This is a genomic window from Mesorhizobium sp. WSM4887 (genome assembly GCF_029625865.1).
GTDB lineage: Bacteria > Pseudomonadota > Alphaproteobacteria > Rhizobiales > Rhizobiaceae > Mesorhizobium.
Map to the genome: position 1 here is coordinate 228,667 of NZ_JARTVP010000005.1, position 19,422 is coordinate 248,088.

Here is a 19,422-nt window from a genome sequence, read left to right on the forward strand (position 1 = left end):
GGCGATCGTGCCGCTGCCTGCTCAAGCTATCGGACCACCGATCGGCCTTCTAAGAGGAGCCTTTGATGAAATTCAGGGTCTACCACGCCTACGACGAGAACCGACACGGCACCGCATCCATCGTCCGAGCAACCCAAGCTGAAATCGACCATTACTTTTGGAACGACGCATTCGACCATAGTGACCACCTCGACGCAGACACCGTGGAGGAACTCAAGGCTCTCTTCAACAACGACGTATCGGAGGCGATGGCGAGTTGCCGCCCCTACACTTCATGGGGCATCGACACCGATGAAATCGACCTAGCACCAACCGTCCCCAAGGAAGCAGTCGAAGCCGCGCGTACCGCTGTCGAGGCGCTCGCCTTTGCGCGTGACTGCTTGAAAGCAGCCGGCGCCGTGCGCGCCGCAAACAAAACACGGCTCGCACTCTCCTCGGCCAAGGGTGCGGTCCGCCACGCCGAAAACAAGTCCTACGGCCAGGTCGACCATTTCATCCGACTGGCGGCCAAGCACGACGCCGCCGTGGCTACAGCGCGAAGCGCGAGGGAACGCGATTGGCACGGCCTCAAGGCAGAGGGCAAAATCTAATGGTTGACTCTTCAAGGCGAGCATGGGTTGACGCAGTCGCTGCTGGCGAAACCACTGACAGCTTCGTGGATTGGTGGGCGGCGCGTGAACGCGAGGCATTGGCCGAGGATGACGATGGTCCGGAGATGATCGGTTTCTCGTTTCGAATCGGCGTCACGACGCGCGCCTTCTACGAAATCGAGTTCGAGGCCGAAAGCCTGGAGAAAGCCAGGGAACACGCCGCGACGATCAACTCTGCAGAATACCTCGCCCACTTTCCAGAGGATTTCACTGGAGACGATGTCAAGGTCGACCTTCGCGACGAAGGCGAACCCTTCTCGTGGGACGCCTGTGAGATCGTCAAAAAGCTTGCCGCACTGTCTGGCCAAGATCTACACGCCGACGGCACCTGCAGGGTTCTTCGTGAACTGATCGCCAACGCACATCGCGACTGTAACAAGGTGACAGATTGAACGTCGACAAATCGAAGACCTTGCCGACGACCGTTAAATGGACGGAAAGGGGCCGACTGCTGACTGTCCGGTCCTGGAGCGGACCAAGCAGATAGCTGCCGTTCGGTAACCGACCTTAGTTCCTGCCACCCCTGAACAGGCCGCGCAGCCACTTGCCAAGTCGGACCCACCATTTGCGATCATGCGCGCGAGCGGCATAGTAGGCCTCGCGTCGGTGCTGTTCCGCGTTGCGGCCCGCCTTGATGCGCTCTTCACTCCACTGGCCTGCCCATAGGACTTTTCCGCCTGTGATGACGTAGTGCGAGCGGCAAGGCAACTGCCAGTTCCCGATTGAGGGGACGACCGTAGGCCCGCCGTTCGCATCGGACACTCGCCATTCGGTAGGGCCGAGCGGCGTCGTGACCTTCGTTCCGCAACCGCAGGCGCAAAGATGCACAGCGATGTCGAACTCATCGGCCACGTACAGCACGCGAGGCTGGAGCTCCTTCGGGACATACTTCACGCGCTCGAGGCGAAATGAGTCGATCACTGCTGTCGGTCCTCGCCATAGACCTTCATGTCGTTCACGTTGAAGAACATGTGGTCGAAGTCGTTCTCATCGAGGTAGAAGCCCATGAGCTGCTTGTAGTGCGTTACTGCGAGGCAGGCGTTGAGGGCATTGAGCTCCGCGATCTGGACATTGACGCGATACTCATCGTCGGGCTGCTCCGAAAGCTCCGCGAAATCGCGGCCGCGCATCGCCTGCGCATTGCCCGGCGCGTAGTAGGTGGCGCGAAGCTTGCCGTCGATCGGTCCCTGCTTCCGATGGAGGCCCATGCCGACATCGATGAAGGGGATTTGCAACTTCATCAGCAGATCGAAGATCCCGCGCCGCGAACTGCCCTTGTCGACGCAAACGAATGCAAAGGTCACGCCTACCAGGTCATCCTCACACGACGCGTCGATGAATTTCGGGATGAGGCTAAGGCCTTTCCGGAAATTCTCGTATCGCCTCTGATAGACTTCCGCCTTCGGCCGTTCGAGTTCGCCCTCGTCCAACAGCCTGCCGGGCGAACGGAAAGCGTTGTGGACGTAGTAGGGATCACGATCGAAGCCGAGAATTCGAGCCACGGGCGTCTTGACCAGGAAGTCCAGGACATAGGATCCGGTTCCGCCGAGGCCGATGATCGCGACAACCTCGTCCTTGAACAGCTTCGCAAGATCGCCGATTTCCGCTCGGCTGGTCAGCGAGTCGGAGAATTGAAACACGGACTCTCCGGTGACTGTCTCGTCGCTTCGGAAGGTCAACGGGTTAGCGTTGTGGCGCTCCATGGCCGGGCCACAAATGATCGTCACGTAGCTTTCGATCTTCGCGAAATGGTTCGGAAAACCGTTGGGACCGGGCTTGTTCGAGAACGAGCGCTCAACCACCACGTCGGGGCTGGCCAGCGTCATCGAGTGCGGCCGGTCACCAAGATTGCCGATCGGCTTGCCATCAAGGCCATGCGGCTGCGAGCCCGCAAAATAGACCTGGTGATTGTGTTGGACGAACCGCTGCTTCGCCGTCGGTACGAGTTTGCTGACGATCGCGCCCCAGCAGAGCCGTCCCTTGTCGTCGAGGTAGGGAATATCCCTCACGACCAGATGGTTGCTGTCGAGCGCGATCGCGTAGCCCTTGAGAAGGAGCTGCCGGATGTCGTCGTTATGACTGACCAGTTCTTGAAACATTGAAGACCATGCCTTCTTTAACCTTGACCGTGCCACCCGGCGACAGCGTTCCCTCTGGCTTGTTGCCTTGCCCACGCTTGTACGTCACTGAATAGGTCGTCTCGGGGTGCTGCGGATAGGTGGGGTCCGACAGCGTGACGAGGTCCACGTAGCTGATCTCGTCTTTGTCGACCTCATGGGGGGTCCCATCAATGATGATGGTGACCTTCTTCTTCTCTTTGTCGTCGTTCGCCATTTTCTGCTCCTATCGCTTCGCGAAGAGCGGCAGGCTCGAAAGCCCGCCGCCGTTGATCACTTCCGGCCCGGACGCTGGGTAAGCGCCGACCCCGCCGCCGTCTTGGCCGCTTTGCTCGCCTTCGGATCCCGCAGGACCTTCGACGCCGCAGAAGCCGCCTTCTTGCTGGTCACTTCCGATTTCGCCAACCTTCTCACCCCCTTCCTGGGATTCTTGACGATAGAATCACATCTGTAGTACATTGCACTACGAACTCGTAGGATACTCCGGCCCAAAAAAACCACCGCGCGGTGGTTGCCAGCTTCCTACGTATTCGTAGGATTAACATAGCTAGGAACGTCGTGTCAAATCGTTCGGAGAATGAGTTGGAATTCGGGGATCGGTTGCTGGCCGCCCGCGAGGCACGGGGGCTGAACCAGACAGAACTCGCCAAAGCATCGGGACTTCAGCCCGCTGCCATAGGCCACTTCGAAAAGAACAGACGCAAGCCATCCTTCGCGAACGTGCGCGCCCTTGCAAAGGCTCTGGAGGTTTCGGCTGACTACCTTCTAGGACGTTCGCCTACCATGAAGGGAGCGACGACCGCGTTTCGCGGTGAAGAAAATCTATCGGCGGGCGATCGGGAACACATCCAGATGATGATCGACCTCATCAACAAGAAGAAGGGTGGCGATGGCTAAGTTTCAACTGAGCAAGGCGCGTCAGCACGGCGAGCGCGTTGCGGCTGAGAAGGGTTTCGTGACCTTTCCCGTCGACCCCTTCGCTGTTGCCGAATCTGAAGGCATTATTGTGGTGGCCAAGCCCCCAGAGATCAAAGGCGTCAGCGGCGGCATCATCTTCGATGAAGAGGTTCCTTCCGTCTTCTATGCAACGGACATTGAGAGCGAAGGCTTTCAACGCTTCACGGTCGCCCATGAGCTCGGGCATTATTTTCTCGACGGGCACCCGGAAGAGATTCTGAAGTCAAGCAAGACGCATGTCTCAAAAGCGGGCTTTCGTCAGGGCGACAGCTCCATCGAACTTGAAGCGGACCACTTCGCATCAGGTCTCCTGATGCCGACCCTTCTCGTGAAGAAGGAACTGACGCGCGGTGTTATTGGGCTTGCCGGTGTCGAACAGCTCGCCGCCCGATCGCAATGCTCGCTCACCGCTGCCGCGATCCGCGCCGCCGAGTGCAGCCCTTATCCGATGGCCATTGTGGTGAGCCAGGGATCGGACATCTGCTATTGCTTCATGTCCGAAGGGTTCAAGGGGCTGGGTAAGCCGCTTACGTTCCTGCGCAAGGGCTCACCCCTGCCTCTCAGTGCGACTCGGGACTTCAACAGCGATCCCAACAATGTCCGCTACGGCAAGCGCCGGACCACCGAAACCACGCTGGCCGACTGGTTCGACGGCTCCGGGCAAATTCGCCTTGATGAAGAAATCGTCGGTCTTGGCTCGTTCGGGTACACACTGACAGTGTTCTCGAGCGACGCACTGGCTGAAGACCCCGACGGCGATGAAGCAGATGAAGAGGCGAATCTGATCGCTAGTTACACCCCGAAGTTCGCCTACGGCCGCTAGTATCCTCAGGTCCACAGCCGAACTGCGCGATACTGACGAGCATCCATTTACCTTGATCGCCGTGGCGCCGTTCCGGTCCGCCTCGCGAAACGTCCGCTTGGGCGCTTACTGCCGTTCGCGGCAACTATCGAACGACCACGAGCTACCCAGACGACGGTGTCGACATGATCCCGGTGCGAAAGTCGATTTTCTTCTCATTCGGGGCCGGTAACGGACTGTCGGTTTTTAGTGGCGCCAGAGCCAGCAACCGGCCTAAAGGACGAACTCCATACCTGCCAACCTGATCGGCCTACCGCAGGCTCCTCAATTTACCGATTCGCGGGTAAACGTATCGAATCCCTGCAAAGGTGGGCAGCACGATTTTTAGCCTTCGGAGTGACGTCTTCAACATGACCACACTAGAACGCGGCCTTGAGGGATCACTAGTTTCAAAGCTCCAGGACTTAAAGTACGAGTATCGTCCCGATATCCAAGATCGGTCCAAGCTAGAGCGAAACTTTCGTGAGAAGTTCGAGGCGCTCAATCGTGTCCGCCTTACCGACTCTGAATTCACGCGCCTTTTGGACGAGATCGTCACGCCGGACGTGTTCACGGCGGCTCGAACATTGCGCGAGCGAAGCAGTTTCACCCGTGATGACGGGACGCCGCTCAACTACACCCTCGTAAACATCAAAGACTGGTGTAAAAATTCCTTCGAGGTCGTCAACCAGCTCCGCATCAACACGGACAACAGCCACCATCGCTATGATGTCATTCTGCTCATCAACGGCGTGCCGGTCGTCCAGATCGAACTGAAGACCCTCGGCATAAGCCCGCGTCGCGCCATGGAGCAAATCGTCGAGTACAAGAACGATCCCGGGAATGGCTATACCAAGACTCTTCTGTGCTTTCTGCAGCTATTCATTGTCAGCAACCGCGATAGGACATTTTATTTTGCGAACAACAACGCACGCCACTTTGCCTTCAATGCCGAGGAGCGTTTCCTGCCGGTCTACGAGTTCGCCGATGTCGACAACAAGAAGATTGTCCACCTCGATAGCTTCGCCGAGACCTTTCTCGCCAAATGCACGCTCGGCCAGACGATAAGTCGCTACATGGTTCTGGTCGCAAGCGAACAGAAGCTCCTGATGATGCGGCCGTATCAGGTCTACGCGGTGAAGGCGGTTGTCGACTCCATCGCCCAAGGCTGCGGAAACGGCTACATCTGGCACACAACGGGCAGCGGCAAGACGCTCACCTCGTTCAAGGCGTCAACGCTGCTGAAGGACAATCCCGACATCGAGAAATGCCTGTTCGTCGTTGACCGCAAAGACCTCGATCGGCAGACGCGCGAGGAGTTCAACAAATTTCAGGAAGGCTGCGTCGAGGAAAACACCAACACCGCATCCCTTGTTCGCCGTCTTCTTTCGGACGATTACGCCGACAAGGTCATCGTCTGCACGATCCAGAAGCTTGGCCTCGCGCTGGACGAAACCAGCAAGCGCAACAAGCAGCAAAAGAAGGACGGCAAGAAGAGCTTCAAGGAACAGCTGGAGCCGCTCCGAGATAAGCGCATCGCCTTCATCTTCGACGAATGCCACCGGTCGCAGTTCGGCGAGAATCACAAGGCCATCAAGGAGTTCTTCCCGCGCGCCCAGCTTTTCGGCTTCACTGGAACGCCCATCTTCGATCAGAACGCTGCCCAGCAGAAGATCGAAGACACGCAGGCCAGCATGAAGACGACGGAAGACCTCTTCCAGCAGCGTCTTCACACCTACACGATCACCCACGCCATCGAGGACGGCAACGTCCTTCGGTTCCACGTCGACTATTACAAGCCGCAGGGCAAAACCGTGCCAAAGCCGGGCGAACCGCTGGCCAAGCGGGCGGTAATCGAAGCGATTCTCGCCAAGCACGACGCGGCCACCGGGCAGCGCCGGTTCAACGCCGTGCTCGCCACGTCGTCGATCAATGATGCCATCGAGTATCATTCCCTTTTCACGACCATGCAGGCCGAGAAACTGGCCGCCGATCCCGGCTTCCGGCCGCTGAACATCGCCTGCGTTTTCTCCCCGCCGGCTGACGGCGATCCTGATGTGAAGCAGATTCAGGAAGACCTGCCGCAGGAGAAGGAAGACAACGCGGTCGAGCCGGAAAAAAAGAAGGAAGCCCTCAAGGCCATCCTTGCCGACTACAACGCCAACTACGGCACAAACCACAAGATCGGTGAATTCGATCTCTATTATCAGGACGTGCAAAAGCGTATCAAAGATCAGCAGTGGCCCGAAGCCGATCTCAAGAAGGCTTACCCCAACCAGCCGCACCACAAGATCGACATCACGATCGTCGTCGACATGCTGCTGACCGGCTTTGACTCAAAGTTCCTGAACACCCTCTACGTCGACAAGAACCTGAAGCATCACGGTCTGATCCAGGCCTTCTCACGCACGAACCGCGTGCTGAACGCCACCAAGCCTTATGGTAACATCCTCGACTTCCGCCAGCAGCAGGGCGCAGTCGATACCGCCATCGCTCTCTTCTCGGGCGAGGCTGCTGCCGAAAAGGCCCGTGAAATCTGGTTGGTCGACAAGGCTCCAGTGGTTATCCAGAAGCTGGAAACTGCCGTCCAGAAGCTCGACGCCTTCATGAAGTCGCAGGGCCTCAATTGTGCTCCTGAGGCGGTGCCTAACCTCAAGGGCGACGCGGCCCGCGCGGCTTTCATCGAGCATTTCAAAGAGGTCCAGCGGCTCAAGACCCAGCTTGACCAGTACACCGATCTGACCGACGAAAACCGCAACACCATCGAGCAGGTCCTTCCGCGTGACAGCCTGCTTGGCTTCCGCGGCGCCTATCTGGAAACCGCCCAACGCCTGCGGGCGCAGCAGGGCAAGGGCCAAGATCAGGGCGACGGTAAGTCGACACAGGAAGCCGACCAGCTTGATTTCGAGTTCGTTCTCTTCGCATCGGCCGTCATCGACTATGACTACATCATGGGTCTGATCGCTCGCTATTCTGAAAGCGCGCCCGGCAAGCAGAAGATGAGCCGCGCAGAGCTGATCGGCCTGATCCAGTCCGATGCCAAGTTCATGGACGAGCGCGAGGACATCGCCGCCTATATCAACACCCTGAAGGCGGGCGAGGGCTTAAGCGAAAAGGCCATCCGCGAGGGCTATAGCCGCTTCAAGGCAGAGAAGAACGCGGCGGAATTGGCGGGCATCGCGGGCGAGCACGGGCTGGCCACCGAGGCCCTGCAAGGCTTCGTCGATACCATCCTGCAACGCATGATCTTTGACGGCGAGGCGCTCACCGACCTGATGGAACCCCTAGGCCTGAACTGGAAGACGCGGCGGGTCAAGGAACTGGACCTGATGGCCGACCTGATGCCGCTGCTGCTCAAGCGGGCCGCTGGGCGCGAAATTGCGGGGCTGAGCGCTTATGAGCAGTAAGGGGAAATCATCAGCCGAGGCGGGCGGCCGGGCGGGATTGGTGCCAAAGCTGCGGTTTCCGGAGTTTCAGGCAGCGCCAGGGTGGGAATACAAGCGTTTGGCCTCATTCTTGAGAGACAGCAGTGGGCGCGCTCCATCAACCACCACACTGCCTGTCTTCAGCTCAACTAGAGAAGGGCTACGGCGCCAGGACGCATACTTCGATGGCAGGATCCTTCAGAACAATAACGACTATGGCGTGGTGCCACCCGGTTGCTTCGTTTATCGTCACATGAGCGACGATGGCACCTTCAAGTTCAACATTAATGATACAGGCGGCGAAATTGCTGTAAGTAAAGAGTATCCTGTCTTTGAAACGGTCGGGCTCGATTCAAAATTTCTACTCGAGTTATTGAACGAGGGTGATGAATTCAAGCATTTCGCTTTTTCGCAGAAGGCGGGCGGCACGCGGACCAGACTGTATTTCAGTAAGCTCTGCGAGTGGCGCACCCGTCTTCCAACCCTCCCTGAGCAGCAAAAGATCGCCGAATGCCTAGATTCTGCGGACGCGCTGGCTGCCGCGCAGGGACGGAAGGTGGAGACGCTGACGGCTCACAAGAAGGGCCTGATGCAGCAGCTTTTTCCCCAAGAGGGCGAAACCAAGCCCCGTCTCCGCTTCCCCGAGTTCGAGGGGGCGGGTGAGTGGGAGGTTCGGACGATTGGAGAGATGTTTAGCCTCATTAACGGATGCGCCTTCAAGCCTGAGGATTGGAAAACGAGCGGGACTCCAATCATCCGCATCCAGAATCTGAACGACCCGTCCGCTGAGTTCAACTACTCCCAAGAGCCAGTGCCAGAACGAAAACGCGTCGAACCAGGAGATTTACTATTTGCTTGGTCTGGAACGCTGGGTTCGTCTTTCGGTGCTCGTATTTGGAATGGCCCGTCTGGCGTCTTGAATCAGCATATTTTCAAGGTGCTGATGGATGAGCAGCAGGTCAAATTACAGTTCGCGTTACTGGTCCTTGCGAGGGTTGAAGAAGAAATTGCAAGAAGGACGCATGGGTTCAAAGCTTCGTTCGTCCACGTAAAGAAGTCGGACCTTGTTAAAGTTGAGATGCTACTGCCATCGCCCCGCGAACAACAGCGCATCGCAGACTGCCTCAGCTCCCTTGACGACCTGATCGCCGCCGAGGTCCGAAAGCTCGACACGCTCAAGACCCACAAGAAGGGCCTGATGCAGCAGCTTTTCCCCCAGGTTAGCGAAGCTGGCGCATGAGCACCTACAAGAACCTGAAAAGCCTGGTGGCCCGGCTTCGTGACGATCTGAACAATCCCACAGGACCAGCCTCTCTGCTATTGATATACGCTTACAACCGAACCGGTAAGACCCGTCTGTCGATGGAGTTCAAGGACGCGGGGAAGCGCAAGAACAAGAGGAACCCGACCGGAACGCCCGACACGCTTTATTTCAACGCCTTCACCGAGGATCTTTTCGTCTGGGAAAATGACCTTGAAGGCGACAGCGTGCGTCGGCTCCAACTGAACGAGAAATCGTCCTTCTTCAATGCGATGACGGAACTCGCGCTGGACGAGACGATTGCCCGCTATCTATCCCGCTACGCCGATTTCGATTTCGACTTCACTTACAAGGAGGTTCAGCAGGGCAAGGATACAGTCTCCAAGCCCGATTTCGTAAGCTTTCGAAAGGGCGATGAGATCAATATCAAGGTGTCACGGGGCGAACAGAACATCTTCATCTGGTGCATCTTCATGGCGATCTGCGAACGGATGCTCGATGGGCATGAGTCCTATCAGGGGAAGAAGTATCTTTATATCGATGACCCGATTTCATCGCTGGATGACAACAACGCGATTTCGGTGGCCTGCGACCTGGCCAAACTGCTCCGCCGGGCGGCGACACGGAGAGATGGCGCGGGTGCGTCCGCCCCGATCAAGGTGATCTTCTCTTCGCACCATTCGCTGTTCTTCAATGTCATGTGCAACGAAGTCGGCAGAAAGATTGATGACGCGCCTTCGGTCGACCATCGGCGCTATTTCCTTCACCGGCCGAGCGGCGACGGCACCTACACGCTTCAGGCGACGGAAGACACGCCCTTCTTTCACCATGTGGCGACGCTCGCGGAATTGCATCGCGCGGCCGATCCAAAGAAGGGGAAACTGTACACCTTCCACTTCAACGCTCTGCGCAGTGTGATGGAGAAGACGGCATCTTTCTTTGGGCACCCGAGCATAGTCTTCTGCCTGAAGGCGATGGACAACGACGATGATAAGGCGCTGTTCAATCGCGCCCTGAATCTGCTCAGCCACGGCGCTTATGCGATCCACGAGCCCACGGAAATGGGCGAAGACAACAAGGAACTTTTCCGCCGCATTCTGCGCGAATTCATCGCGCGGTTTGACTTCGCCTTGCCGGGAGTTGTCGCCATCAAACCCGCAGCTCCAGCACCCGCGCCCGCGCCAGAGGAAGCACCCGCAGAATGAATGATCACAGTCAAAAGCAGCTGGGCAAAACGCTCTGGAACATCGCCGACACTTTGCGCGGGGCGATGAATGCGGACGATTTCCGTGATTACATGCTGTCCTTCCTGTTCCTGCGCTACCTCTCTGACAATTACGAAATGGCAGCGAAGAAGGAGCTTGGGCGCGACTACCCCGATCCCAACGCGATCGGCAATGGCGGGCGCTCGCCCCTCTCTGTTTGGTACGCGCAAAACCCCGACGATGTTGAAGCTTTTGAAAAGCAGATGCGCCTCAAGGCGCATTACGTCATCAAGCCGGAACACCTCTGGACCAGCATCGCCCACATGGCGCGCACCCAGATCGAGGAACTGCTGAACACCCTGCAGGCAGGCTTCAAATACATCGAGAACGAGTCGTTTCAGAGCACATTCAGTGGCCTGTTCTCGGAGATCAATCTTGGCTCTGACAAGCTGGGACGGACGTACGCTGATCGGAACGCTAAGCTTTGCGCAATCATTACCGAGATCGCCAAAGGGCTTGCCGATTTCTCCTCTGATGTGGATTCGTTGGGCGATGCGTACGAATACTTGATTGGCCAATTCGCCGCGGGCTCCGGGAAGAAGGCGGGCGAATTCTATACCCCGCAGCAGGTGTCCGGCATCCTTTCCGCTATCGTGACGCTCGACAGCCAGGAGCCCGCAACCGGAAAGAAGGAACGTCTCGCCAGCGTGCTCGATTTCGCATGCGGCTCCGGTTCTCTGCTGCTGAACGTGCGCAAGCGCATGGGGCCACACGGCATCGGCAAGATCTATGGGCAGGAAAAAAACATTACTACCTACAACCTCGCGCGCATGAACATGCTGCTGCACGGTGTGAAGGACACAGAGTTCGAAATCTACCACGGCGACACGTTGACCAACGACTGGGACATCCTGCGCGAGTTGAATCCTGCCAAGAAGCCGTCCTTTGATGCCATCGTGGCCAACCCGCCCTTTAGTTTGCGCTGGGAACCAACCGAGGCGATGGGCGACGATGTTCGGTTCAAGAACCATGGGCTGGCGCCCAAGTCCGCCGCGGACTTTGCGTTCCTGCTGCACGGTTTCCACTACTTAAAGGATGAGGGGGTGATGGCCATCATCCTTCCTCACGGGGTGCTGTTCAGAGGCGGCGCGGAAGAGCGTATCCGGACCAAGCTGCTGAAGGATGGTCACATCGACACGGTCATCGGACTACCTGCGAACCTATTCTACTCGACCGGCATCCCGGTCTGCATCCTTGTTCTCAAAAAGTGCAAGAAGGCTGACGACGTGCTCTTCATCAACGCGGCTGAGCACTTTACGAAGGGCAAGCGCCAGAACCAGCTCACAGAAAAGCATATCGGCAAGATCATCAAGACCTACCAGTTCCGTAGCGAGGAGGACCGCTATTCCAAGCGTGTGGGTATGGGGCGGATTGCTGAGGAAGGCTATAATCTCAACATATCCCGCTACGTAAGCACGGCGGTGGGAGAGGAAGAAATCGATCTGGCGGCTACGCAGAGCGAGCTGCTTGAGATCGAGAAGCAGGCCCTTGAAGCAACAGCGAAACACAACGCTTTTTTGAAGGAGCTGGGTTTGCCTCTGCTGCCGTCGCGCGGTGAATGAGATGGCGTCGCTCGCAAGGCGGGCTCGCAAATATGTGGAGAGTGGCTGACTAAGGATGTCCGCTTTCTGGCCATCACCATGCTCATATGAACGACTGAAATGAGGCGCAAAGCGGCCAGTCTTCTTGTGACCGAGAGAAAAATAGCCGGTCTTCGGGCGGCGCACTAGCCTCCGACAGCTCGGCCCACCGGCCCAGAAACCCGAGCTAGCACTTGTTCAAACCACAAGATTGCGGCCTCACCTTCTTTGCGAGTGATCTCATCAACGGTTCGGCTGTGGCGAAGCCCGTTACGGAGTTCGGCCAGCTGATTGAATTTTCCGATGACCGCTTCCTTACCCGCGAAGCGCGGCTCGAATTTGACCCAGAGAGCTTTGTTCGTTATCGCCTCCTGCAGGTCACGCAGATCGAAGAATTCGAGCTTTCGGGTGAGCGTCTTGTACTGCTCGGCATCGAGAGCCGCGTTCCTGCGCAATGCCTGACCGATCCGTTCGTCGGCTTTCTGGACAAGATGCGACGGCATTTGGCCCGCGTCGTCGCTCAGCGTCGCCGCAACAACGGAACGGAGGGTGAGCTCGATCTGTTCGACCTTCTCGTCAAGTTCGCGTAGCTGCGGGGGCAGGTCTAGGCGTTCCTTGATCAGCAGACTCTCTATGGCATCCTGAAGGGTGCGCTGCCGTTCAGCTATAAACGCCTCGAAATCCTCGGGGCCGAAGGAGGGGCGCAGGAGGATGTCGAATGCCGCGGGCGAGATGAAGTGCGACTCCAGGATCGCCCGAACCTGCCGCTCGCCGTTCTGCGCGATCAGTTCGGGTAGATATTCGTTTGGCAGGCGGTCGCTGATCACATGGCGGTTGGTGCCTTTGGTAAGCGGCGTACGGTTAAGGATTGAGTTGATCAGATTGCCGTCCAGATGATCGCGTCCCCATGAATCCGGGACGATATGGTGATCATCAAGATCGCCATGCTGAGGAATGTTTCCGCTCATCCAGTCCCGCGCACCTTGCAAAACCAGAAGATTGAATATGGCATTGTAGACGGACGTGCCGCGCTTGGTTTCGGCGCGCAGGTCGAGCCGACGAAACCGCGTAGCAAAATCAGCGATTAGGTTCGGTTCAGCAGCGTCATCGTCGATCCAGGCCTTCACATCGAGATAATCGCGCGCGCTGGTCGATTCCACGGAGCCGGAATAACGCGCTGTGAACGCCGATGCCCAGTACCAATGGCGGATTTTGCGCTGCGCATCGAGTCTTCGATGTGGATCGATTGTGCCTGCATGAGCCTGCAGCGCCGAGAAGACGGGTAAGATGGAGACATATGGCAGGTAGTTTGCGGAAGCGACACCAAATTCCTGGGGGTGACGCAGCAATTGCACGGCTGAATCGAGAGCCTCAACCGCGGTTGCCCATCGTTCCCGAAACTCATCGACAGAGCCGATCAGAATCTCGCTTCGCCGCGTTCCGTCGGGATCGCGGACCTGCTTTTCCTGCCCGGGGAGCAGAAAATACAGATACTTAGGGGAGCAATAGCTCTGTCGCAGGATAGACATAATCTGGAGAAGGTAGACGTTCGTCTTGTCACTTTCGATGAAGGTGAAGCGCGGCGCTGCCTCGCGCCAGAGTTGCTTTAGTTGCAGCCCTTTGGGCTTCAGCAGCGCGTTGATCAAATCGAACACATCGAGTCGAATCCCTTTGCTGTTGATCTGGGTGAAGATGTCGCAGACCTTATCGACAGGCAGCGAACGATCCAGCTCCACATATGAAACCTGATACTGCTCGGTGATGCTCTTCAGATGCTCGCCGAACTCTTTGGCGTTCTGCGCATGATTTGCGGCAAGGCGGGCCTCCTCAACTTTACCCGCGGTGTTCGCGGCGCGCTCCTGATCCTCCCAATATTTGTTGTACCCCTGAACCCAGTTGGGTAAATCCCAGCTGCCAGCGCCGACCACAGCAAGGGGGAAAATATGCGCCGCGAATTGCTGCTCCTTGTCCTTTAGAAGCTTCGCCCAACGGCTGGTCAAGCGGTCATAGCCGAAGGCCTCGTCGTGTATCTCGGCCATAAACTTGTCCACATGGATGAAATACAGGAAACGGCTTGTCCGATTAGGCAACGGCACTTCAGGTGCAAAAAAGGCATAGTACATCGCAGTCAAGCGCTGCTGGCCATCGAGAACGATATACTCCCGGTTGTCCTGACCCTTAAAACCATACAGGGTTTCGCAGGAAAGTCCCTCGTAGTTCTCCTTGGTCCCTTTCCATAACAGCAAACTGCCGATGTAGTAATCGAGGAAGATCGACCTCATCAGATCGCGGATGTCCCCAGGGCGCCATTCAAACTCACGTTGAAAATCAGGGATCACGAAGCGGCCTTCGCGCAGCCTCTGGATGAGCGTATTGATGCTAATATGATCCGGTTTCTGTGCGTCCTTCATGATCCCCTCACAGTGGCGATCGCCCGAAACTCAATGCCGCGATGATCGCCTGATTTGTATGGCCAAGCTTTGTGAAAAATCGGCCGCGTTAGCGGCTTCAAAGACAGCGGTCACCGTCGCTGCCGCCCTACGGCAAGACTATTCGAGTTGGTGGATGGTAGCTCCTGGCACTACTGCCTTCGCGATATCGCAGAGGTGCTTGTGATGCGTTAGATAAATCACCTGGCCCATGCCCGCCATTTCGCCGAAAAGCCTGAACACTTCTTCCGACCGGATATGGTCGAACGTCTCCATGATGTCGTCCGCAATAAACGGGACGGAGTGTCGGAACTGCGCGAATTCGTAGTATCCAGCGAGTCTCAGGGCCAGATAGAGCTGAAACCGCGCGCCTTTTGACAGCGCATCGGCGACCTTGGATTGTCCGTCGCGCTGCATCGCGATCAGAACTTCGCCGCCCTTTAGAGGCTGGGTCGTGAGGCCTGAATATTGGCCTTGCGTCATCAGCTTGAACGCGTCCGAAGCACGCGCCATCATTCCTGACCGGTGGCGCTCACGGTAGGCGCGTAGAGCGTTTCCGGCCGACATGATTCCGAGCTTGAGTTCGATATAGCGTGTCGCTGTCTCTTCGATCTCTAGCACAATGGTGCGACGCTCGGCGTCAAGACGCGCGACAGCGCTGTCGCCTCCAATGTCATCAATCTTATCCGCTGCGCGCGTTTGTCGGATCAGCTGCTGTTGGAGCGCGCCGTCGAGCTGCTGGAGCCGCTGCTCGCCTTGTCCCTTCTGGATCGCCAGGCTCTCGAAGTCGGTATCGTCAAGGATCGCGCGGGCCTGCTCAAACTTCTCCAATGAAAGTTCAGCCGCCACGCGATCCTCGAGTTCGGCCACGCTGGTGCGCAAGCGATCTCTCTCGCGCAGCAACTCGTCCCGCTGCGCCACATCGGTCAAGGTGTCGACGCCGAACGCGATCAGCACTTCATTCTTGCGGCGCTCATGTATCGAAGTCTCGTTGTCGAGTACATTGCGCTCGCCCTGCAAGCGTTTGAGATCGGCCAACAGGGCTGCCTTCGTGTCACGCGCCCTTGCAGCGCGATCCAGGCGCTCGACAAGTCGAACTGCTAACTGCTCCGCCTCTCCATCCTTCGTTTCCTCTCCCACATCTGCTGCGATTGACCTGACCTCGCTGAGGAAACCCGTTCTGTCATCTTCCATTTTGTCGATGCGCAGCTGGAGAGCGTCTCGCTCCTGCACGCTTTTGGCCAGGTTACTCAGCTGCTCGAGCACGGTGCTTAAGCCGGACGCGGACACGCCATTCTCGAGCCAGGTTCCCTTAAGCGTCTCGCCTATCGTGGCGAGCCACTCCTCCTCGCGTCGCTCGGCCATGGCGAGAGCGCGACGTCTAACGGCAAGGTCCTCTTCCCTGCCATCTACGGTTCTGATCGCTTCAGTGTATTCCGCGTCCAACTTACGCTGCCGATCCAGAAACAATTCAGCTAGGGCCACAGCGGCCTCCAGCGGGTCATCCGGCGCTGGTGCTATTCCGACGCTCGTCAACGCCCTGAACAGCTCAACTCGGATCTGCTCGCCAGCCTCGGCAGCCCGCTCCGCCTTTTTGCGAGACAGCTCGATCTGCCCCCATGCAGCGAGTGCATCAGCGCGGGTCTCAACTCGATCCTCCAAGCGCTCTATCAAGCGCTCTAGCGACGGCTCGATTATGTGGCCTAGCAACTCACCGCCGGCCTCACGGACTTCAGCCGTTTTGGCTTCTAGGTCGAGGCGCAGTTGTGCGTATTGCTGACGCAAACGAGACAGATCCGCCGAAGCCTCGGCAAGCGCCCTGGTCGTTGAGCGCATTTCCGCTAAATCTGACGCGTTCGCCAAGCGCCCTAGGCCCACACCGTCGTCGCGGGCTAGCGCTAGAGCAAAGTCGTCAGCTGTTTCGCTCGTCAGCGCCGCCCTATGCGTCTCCCAAGCTACGTCACGCGCGCGCCGGCTCGCTGCCGCGGCTTCGTCGTCGGCCACATCGCTCGACGCTCGAAATGCGTCGAGCCGTGCCGCGTGTCTTGCGGAATTGCTCTCGCATTCAGCCAGACGCTCAGCGAGGAGGGAACCGGCTCTGGCCAAATCTGTTGCCGTCATCTTCCAGGACGCAATCCGCCCCTCACTCGGAACTGTCATGCTGTCGAGTGCACTAGCATCGCCGGCCCATGGCCTGAGCTCAGCCCGCAACTCCTCCCATCGAATTGCTGCTGCATCTTCCTCTTCGCGGGCTGCCCTGATTTCGGCGAGATGGCTGCTGGCGCGGGCCTTCGACAACGCTGAACCGAGCTTGGCCCTCACCGACTCCGGCACTGCCCTCTCTTCGCCAACTCGCTCTCTCGCGGATTGAAGTGCATCGAGCGCAGCTGCGATTTCGTCATGGGCGGCGCGCACCGCGGTCGTGATCCCAGACCGCTGCTCAATCAACGTGCGTAAAGTCCCTACCGTCGACGCTGGCAAAAGCAGCTTCGCCGGGTCCTTTTCCGAAGTGCGCCCCAACGCGCTTAGGCAAGTCGCGACGGTATTGTTGAGGATTTGCAACTGGACATTGCGCGTGGGCAGATCAAAGCCGGCCGACGAATAGCGCACCTTGCTCTCTGCCAAGTTTCGGATGCGCTCGGAGACCCCTAAGATCAGCTCATCCACTTCCGTGGACGCAATGCTTGCCGTCAGACGCTCAACTTCGCCGACATTGCCAGCCAAACGCGTTCTGAGGCTCGCATCGTCATCGATCAGCTCGGCTATCGAGCCCGTCCAAGTGCGCGTCGGCGACGCAGTTTCCGGTAACCCCTCCAATTGTATGCGTTTACGCCGAATATCTGCCAGCATCGGTCGCGCGCGCTCGAACTTCGCAATCGCCTCGAGCCGCGCCGCCAGAACCGCCCGTTCGTTGACTATGCTGTCGTACTGCTGTGCCGCGTCTCGACGTTCCGCCTCTAACCCTTCGTAGGTCGAAGCCAGCGTGTCGATATCGTCTCTGCGACCCTTTAGGTCTGCCAACCGCTTCTTGAGTAGCGCAATCTCCGTACCTTGAGCCTGCTTGCGATGCAGGGCGTCGGCCTCTACCTCCAAGGCATTCAGCGTATCGCTAGCATGTCCAAGACCCGCGCTGGCAGTGAACAACAGCTTGCCGAGATCACCGCGTGACTCCAGGATTGCCTTACCGCCGGCTTCCAGTGTGTCATCATCCAACGAAAACATCGTCGCGTATGCATCGCGCGACAGGCCGGCAAGATGCGCCGTGATCGCCAGCTCGCTGACCGGCTTCCCGGTCGCGTCCAGCAGCGAATTGTTCCGCTGTTTGGTGCGGGTGAATGAGTGTTCCACGCCTTCCAACTCGAGCACCCCGCCGAGCCGCATAGCGCTGTATTCGTGAATGAAATTGTATTTGCTGCGCTCCTCAACGCCGAACAAGAGGTCGAGGAAACCGGCAAGCGCGGTCGACTTGCCGGCTTCATTGAGGCCGAACACGATATGGAGATCCGGCCCGGATGTCGGCTTCGGCCCGAAATCGATGGTCCGATCGGTGAACTTCCCATAGCGGACGAGATCAAGGCGTCGCAATCTCATGACGATGCTCCGGCCTTGAGACGTGCGATGACCTGATCAATGCCCCTGGCTAGCGCTCTATCAAGGAAGAGCTCGAGCTCGGCTTCGCTCTTGCCAGCAAAGTCGCGCCCTTCCGCCGGAAGTTCGGCAACCGTCTTTTGAATGAACGCCCTCGCTTCGGAGCGAAATGCGTCCGACGCTGCGTCGCCACGCATCGACGCGGCGAGTTCGTATGTGGGATCGGCAATGTCCGCGGCAGCGTCGCCCCCAGGTGAAACGACGTGGAGATCGAGCTTCTCGATCCACGTGTCACCCAGTTGTCCAGCCACCTGTTGCGCCTCGGTCAGAAGCAGGTCCTTGTCGCGAATGAGCTTCCACGACAACGGCGTCGCTCCGGTCAAATTGACTCGGGCCAAAGCGTGGCGCGATCGAACATTGGATCGCAGCTGTTCAAGCGCGCCCCGGAGGCACGCGACAACTTCAGGCCACTCAACGGTTCCGGCAATGTCAACGTTGAGGCGTTCGAACTGGGCGACGCTGGTCAGCTTCTCCTCGATCTCAAAAGAACCGTCATCACGTATCGTCACGAGCGTTGCCGATTTCTCACCGGCCTCATTGATATCCCTGCCTTGCGGAATACCTGGCATCACGACAGTCGCGCGTGCCCCTGGATAGACTTGGCGCACATGGATGTGCCCCAACGCCCAATAGTCGAATCCATGATTGTGCAAGTCTGCAACACTGCAAGGTGCGTACACGTCGTGACCGGGCGAACCTGCCAGGCTGGTGTGCATGATCCCGACATTGATCGAGCCATCACGAGCTATCGGGTATTTGGGCAACAAGCTCTCTGGCGCCTTAGGGTGCGCGAAGCTCAGGCCATGGAAAGCTACGTCGAGACCGCCGGAAGTCAGCAATACCGATTGGGCGCGGCCGGCGAAAATAGTGACGCTGTCTGGAAACACGAGCTGCTTTGAGATGCGCGAGAGGGCATCATGGTTGCCACGGATCTTGAAGACCCGGATACCCGCCTGATGGAGTCGTCCCATCTGTGTCGCGACGAACCGGGCGGTCTTCATCGAATTTTGATCGCCATCGTAGAGGTCGCCGGCAATGACCAACGCGTCGACCCGCTCCTCGAGACACAAATCCACTATCGAAATGAAGGCTTGCCGGCTGGCGTCACCCACGAGCTCGGCGAGTTCGAGATTTCGCAGCGCCAGCGAACGCAGCGGCGAGTCCAGGTGAACGTCGGCTGTGTGTACAAATCGAAACGCCATTCAGCCTCCAGCCAAGGACAGACCTCGTCCCGGGTTTGTCAGATCTA

At 58.0% G+C, this 19,422-nt stretch carries 14 protein-coding genes; 8 read left to right on the forward strand and 6 right to left on the reverse strand.

The window, feature by feature from the left end; all coding sequences use genetic code 11:
* Positions 1-65 precede the first annotated feature (65 nt).
* The gene (locus P9230_RS20490; RefSeq protein ID WP_278120650.1) at positions 66-590 is read left to right on the forward strand and encodes a hypothetical protein; all 525 of its coding nucleotides are present in this window, start codon (positions 66-68) and stop codon (positions 588-590) included.
* Positions 590-1,042, forward strand: coding sequence for a hypothetical protein (locus P9230_RS20495; protein WP_278120651.1), 453 nt, complete (start codon positions 590-592; stop codon positions 1,040-1,042). The genes P9230_RS20490 and P9230_RS20495 overlap by 1 nt, the downstream gene beginning before the upstream one ends.
* A gap of 115 nt (positions 1,043-1,157) precedes the next feature.
* Here the strand turns inward: P9230_RS20495 and P9230_RS20500 are convergent, their stop codons facing one another.
* From P9230_RS20500 to P9230_RS20510, 3 genes are read right to left on the reverse strand one after another with little or no spacing between them, the layout of a single operon-like run.
* A complete protein-coding gene (locus P9230_RS20500; protein WP_278120652.1) occupies positions 1,158-1,571 on the reverse strand; it encodes a DUF6527 family protein in 414 nt (137 codons plus the stop codon).
* The gene (locus P9230_RS20505) at positions 1,568-2,749 is read right to left on the reverse strand and encodes a ThiF family adenylyltransferase (protein ID WP_278120653.1); all 1,182 of its coding nucleotides are present in this window, start codon (positions 2,747-2,749) and stop codon (positions 1,568-1,570) included. The genes P9230_RS20500 and P9230_RS20505 overlap by 4 nt, the downstream gene beginning before the upstream one ends.
* Entirely contained in the window at positions 2,724-2,984 is a 261-nt protein-coding gene (locus P9230_RS20510; protein ID WP_278120654.1) for a multiubiquitin domain-containing protein, read from the reverse strand. Before P9230_RS20510 ends, P9230_RS20505 begins: the two co-directional genes overlap by 26 nt.
* 365 nt (positions 2,985-3,349) lie before the next feature.
* Here P9230_RS20510 and P9230_RS20515 point away from each other — a divergent pair, with 365 nt between their 5' ends.
* The 6 genes from P9230_RS20515 to P9230_RS20540 all read left to right on the forward strand — a co-directional run bounded on the left by P9230_RS20515 (position 3,350) and on the right by P9230_RS20540 (position 12,078).
* The gene (locus tag P9230_RS20515) at positions 3,350-3,664 is read left to right on the forward strand and encodes a helix-turn-helix transcriptional regulator (protein ID WP_222335700.1); all 315 of its coding nucleotides are present in this window, start codon (positions 3,350-3,352) and stop codon (positions 3,662-3,664) included.
* Positions 3,657-4,547 carry an ImmA/IrrE family metallo-endopeptidase gene (locus tag P9230_RS20520; RefSeq protein ID WP_278120655.1) on the forward strand — a complete coding sequence of 297 codons (891 nt, stop codon included), beginning with the start codon at positions 3,657-3,659 and terminating at the stop codon, positions 4,545-4,547. Before P9230_RS20515 ends, P9230_RS20520 begins: the two co-directional genes overlap by 8 nt.
* A 347-nt stretch (positions 4,548-4,894) precedes the next feature.
* A complete protein-coding gene (locus P9230_RS20525) occupies positions 4,895-7,972 on the forward strand; it encodes a type I restriction endonuclease subunit R (protein ID WP_278120657.1) in 3,078 nt (1,025 codons plus the stop codon).
* Positions 7,962-9,230, forward strand: coding sequence for a restriction endonuclease subunit S (locus P9230_RS20530; RefSeq protein WP_278120659.1), 1,269 nt, complete (start codon positions 7,962-7,964; stop codon positions 9,228-9,230). The genes P9230_RS20525 and P9230_RS20530 overlap by 11 nt, the downstream gene beginning before the upstream one ends.
* On the forward strand, positions 9,227-10,456 hold the full coding sequence (locus tag P9230_RS20535; RefSeq protein WP_278120661.1) for an AAA family ATPase: 1,230 nt from the start codon (positions 9,227-9,229) through the stop codon (positions 10,454-10,456). The genes P9230_RS20530 and P9230_RS20535 overlap by 4 nt, the downstream gene beginning before the upstream one ends.
* On the forward strand, positions 10,453-12,078 hold the full coding sequence (locus tag P9230_RS20540) for a type I restriction-modification system subunit M (protein WP_278120662.1): 1,626 nt from the start codon (positions 10,453-10,455) through the stop codon (positions 12,076-12,078). Before P9230_RS20535 ends, P9230_RS20540 begins: the two co-directional genes overlap by 4 nt.
* Positions 12,079-12,242: 164 nt before the next feature.
* On the opposite strand, the gene P9230_RS20545 is transcribed toward P9230_RS20540, so the two are convergent.
* The 3 genes from P9230_RS20545 to P9230_RS20555 form a co-directional block, all read right to left on the reverse strand.
* The gene (locus P9230_RS20545; protein WP_278120663.1) at positions 12,243-14,507 is read right to left on the reverse strand and encodes a DUF262 domain-containing protein; all 2,265 of its coding nucleotides are present in this window, start codon (positions 14,505-14,507) and stop codon (positions 12,243-12,245) included.
* A 138-nt stretch (positions 14,508-14,645) separates the two neighbouring features.
* Positions 14,646-18,116 (reverse strand): YhaN family protein, encoded by a 3,471-nt coding sequence (locus P9230_RS20550; protein ID WP_278120664.1) that lies wholly within the window; start codon positions 18,114-18,116, stop codon positions 14,646-14,648.
* Positions 18,113-19,375, reverse strand: coding sequence for a DNA repair exonuclease (locus P9230_RS20555; protein ID WP_278120665.1), 1,263 nt, complete (start codon positions 19,373-19,375; stop codon positions 18,113-18,115). The genes P9230_RS20550 and P9230_RS20555 overlap by 4 nt, the downstream gene beginning before the upstream one ends.
* Positions 19,376-19,422: the final 47 nt, after the last annotated feature.

Excerpts from the sequence above, each read along its gene's own strand:
- P9230_RS20490 (WP_278120650.1), top strand. The coding sequence starts at position 66 with ATGAAATTCAGGGTCTACCACGCCTACGACGAGAACCGACACGGCACC.
- P9230_RS20495 (WP_278120651.1), top strand. The coding sequence starts at position 590 with ATGGTTGACTCTTCAAGGCGAGCATGGGTTGACGCAGTCGCTGCTGGC.
- P9230_RS20505 (WP_278120653.1), bottom strand. The coding sequence starts at position 2,749 with ATGTTTCAAGAACTGGTCAGTCATAACGACGACATCCGGCAGCTCCTT.
- P9230_RS20510 (WP_278120654.1), bottom strand. The coding sequence starts at position 2,984 with ATGGCGAACGACGACAAAGAGAAGAAGAAGGTCACCATCATCATTGAT.
- P9230_RS20520 (WP_278120655.1), top strand. The coding sequence starts at position 3,657 with ATGGCTAAGTTTCAACTGAGCAAGGCGCGTCAGCACGGCGAGCGCGTT.
- P9230_RS20530 (WP_278120659.1), top strand. The coding sequence starts at position 7,962 with ATGAGCAGTAAGGGGAAATCATCAGCCGAGGCGGGCGGCCGGGCGGGA.
- P9230_RS20535 (WP_278120661.1), top strand. The coding sequence starts at position 9,227 with ATGAGCACCTACAAGAACCTGAAAAGCCTGGTGGCCCGGCTTCGTGAC.
- P9230_RS20540 (WP_278120662.1), top strand. The coding sequence starts at position 10,453 with ATGAATGATCACAGTCAAAAGCAGCTGGGCAAAACGCTCTGGAACATC.
- P9230_RS20545 (WP_278120663.1), bottom strand. The coding sequence starts at position 14,507 with ATGAAGGACGCACAGAAACCGGATCATATTAGCATCAATACGCTCATC.
- P9230_RS20550 (WP_278120664.1), bottom strand. The coding sequence starts at position 18,116 with ATGAGATTGCGACGCCTTGATCTCGTCCGCTATGGGAAGTTCACCGAT.
- P9230_RS20555 (WP_278120665.1), bottom strand. The coding sequence starts at position 19,375 with ATGGCGTTTCGATTTGTACACACAGCCGACGTTCACCTGGACTCGCCG.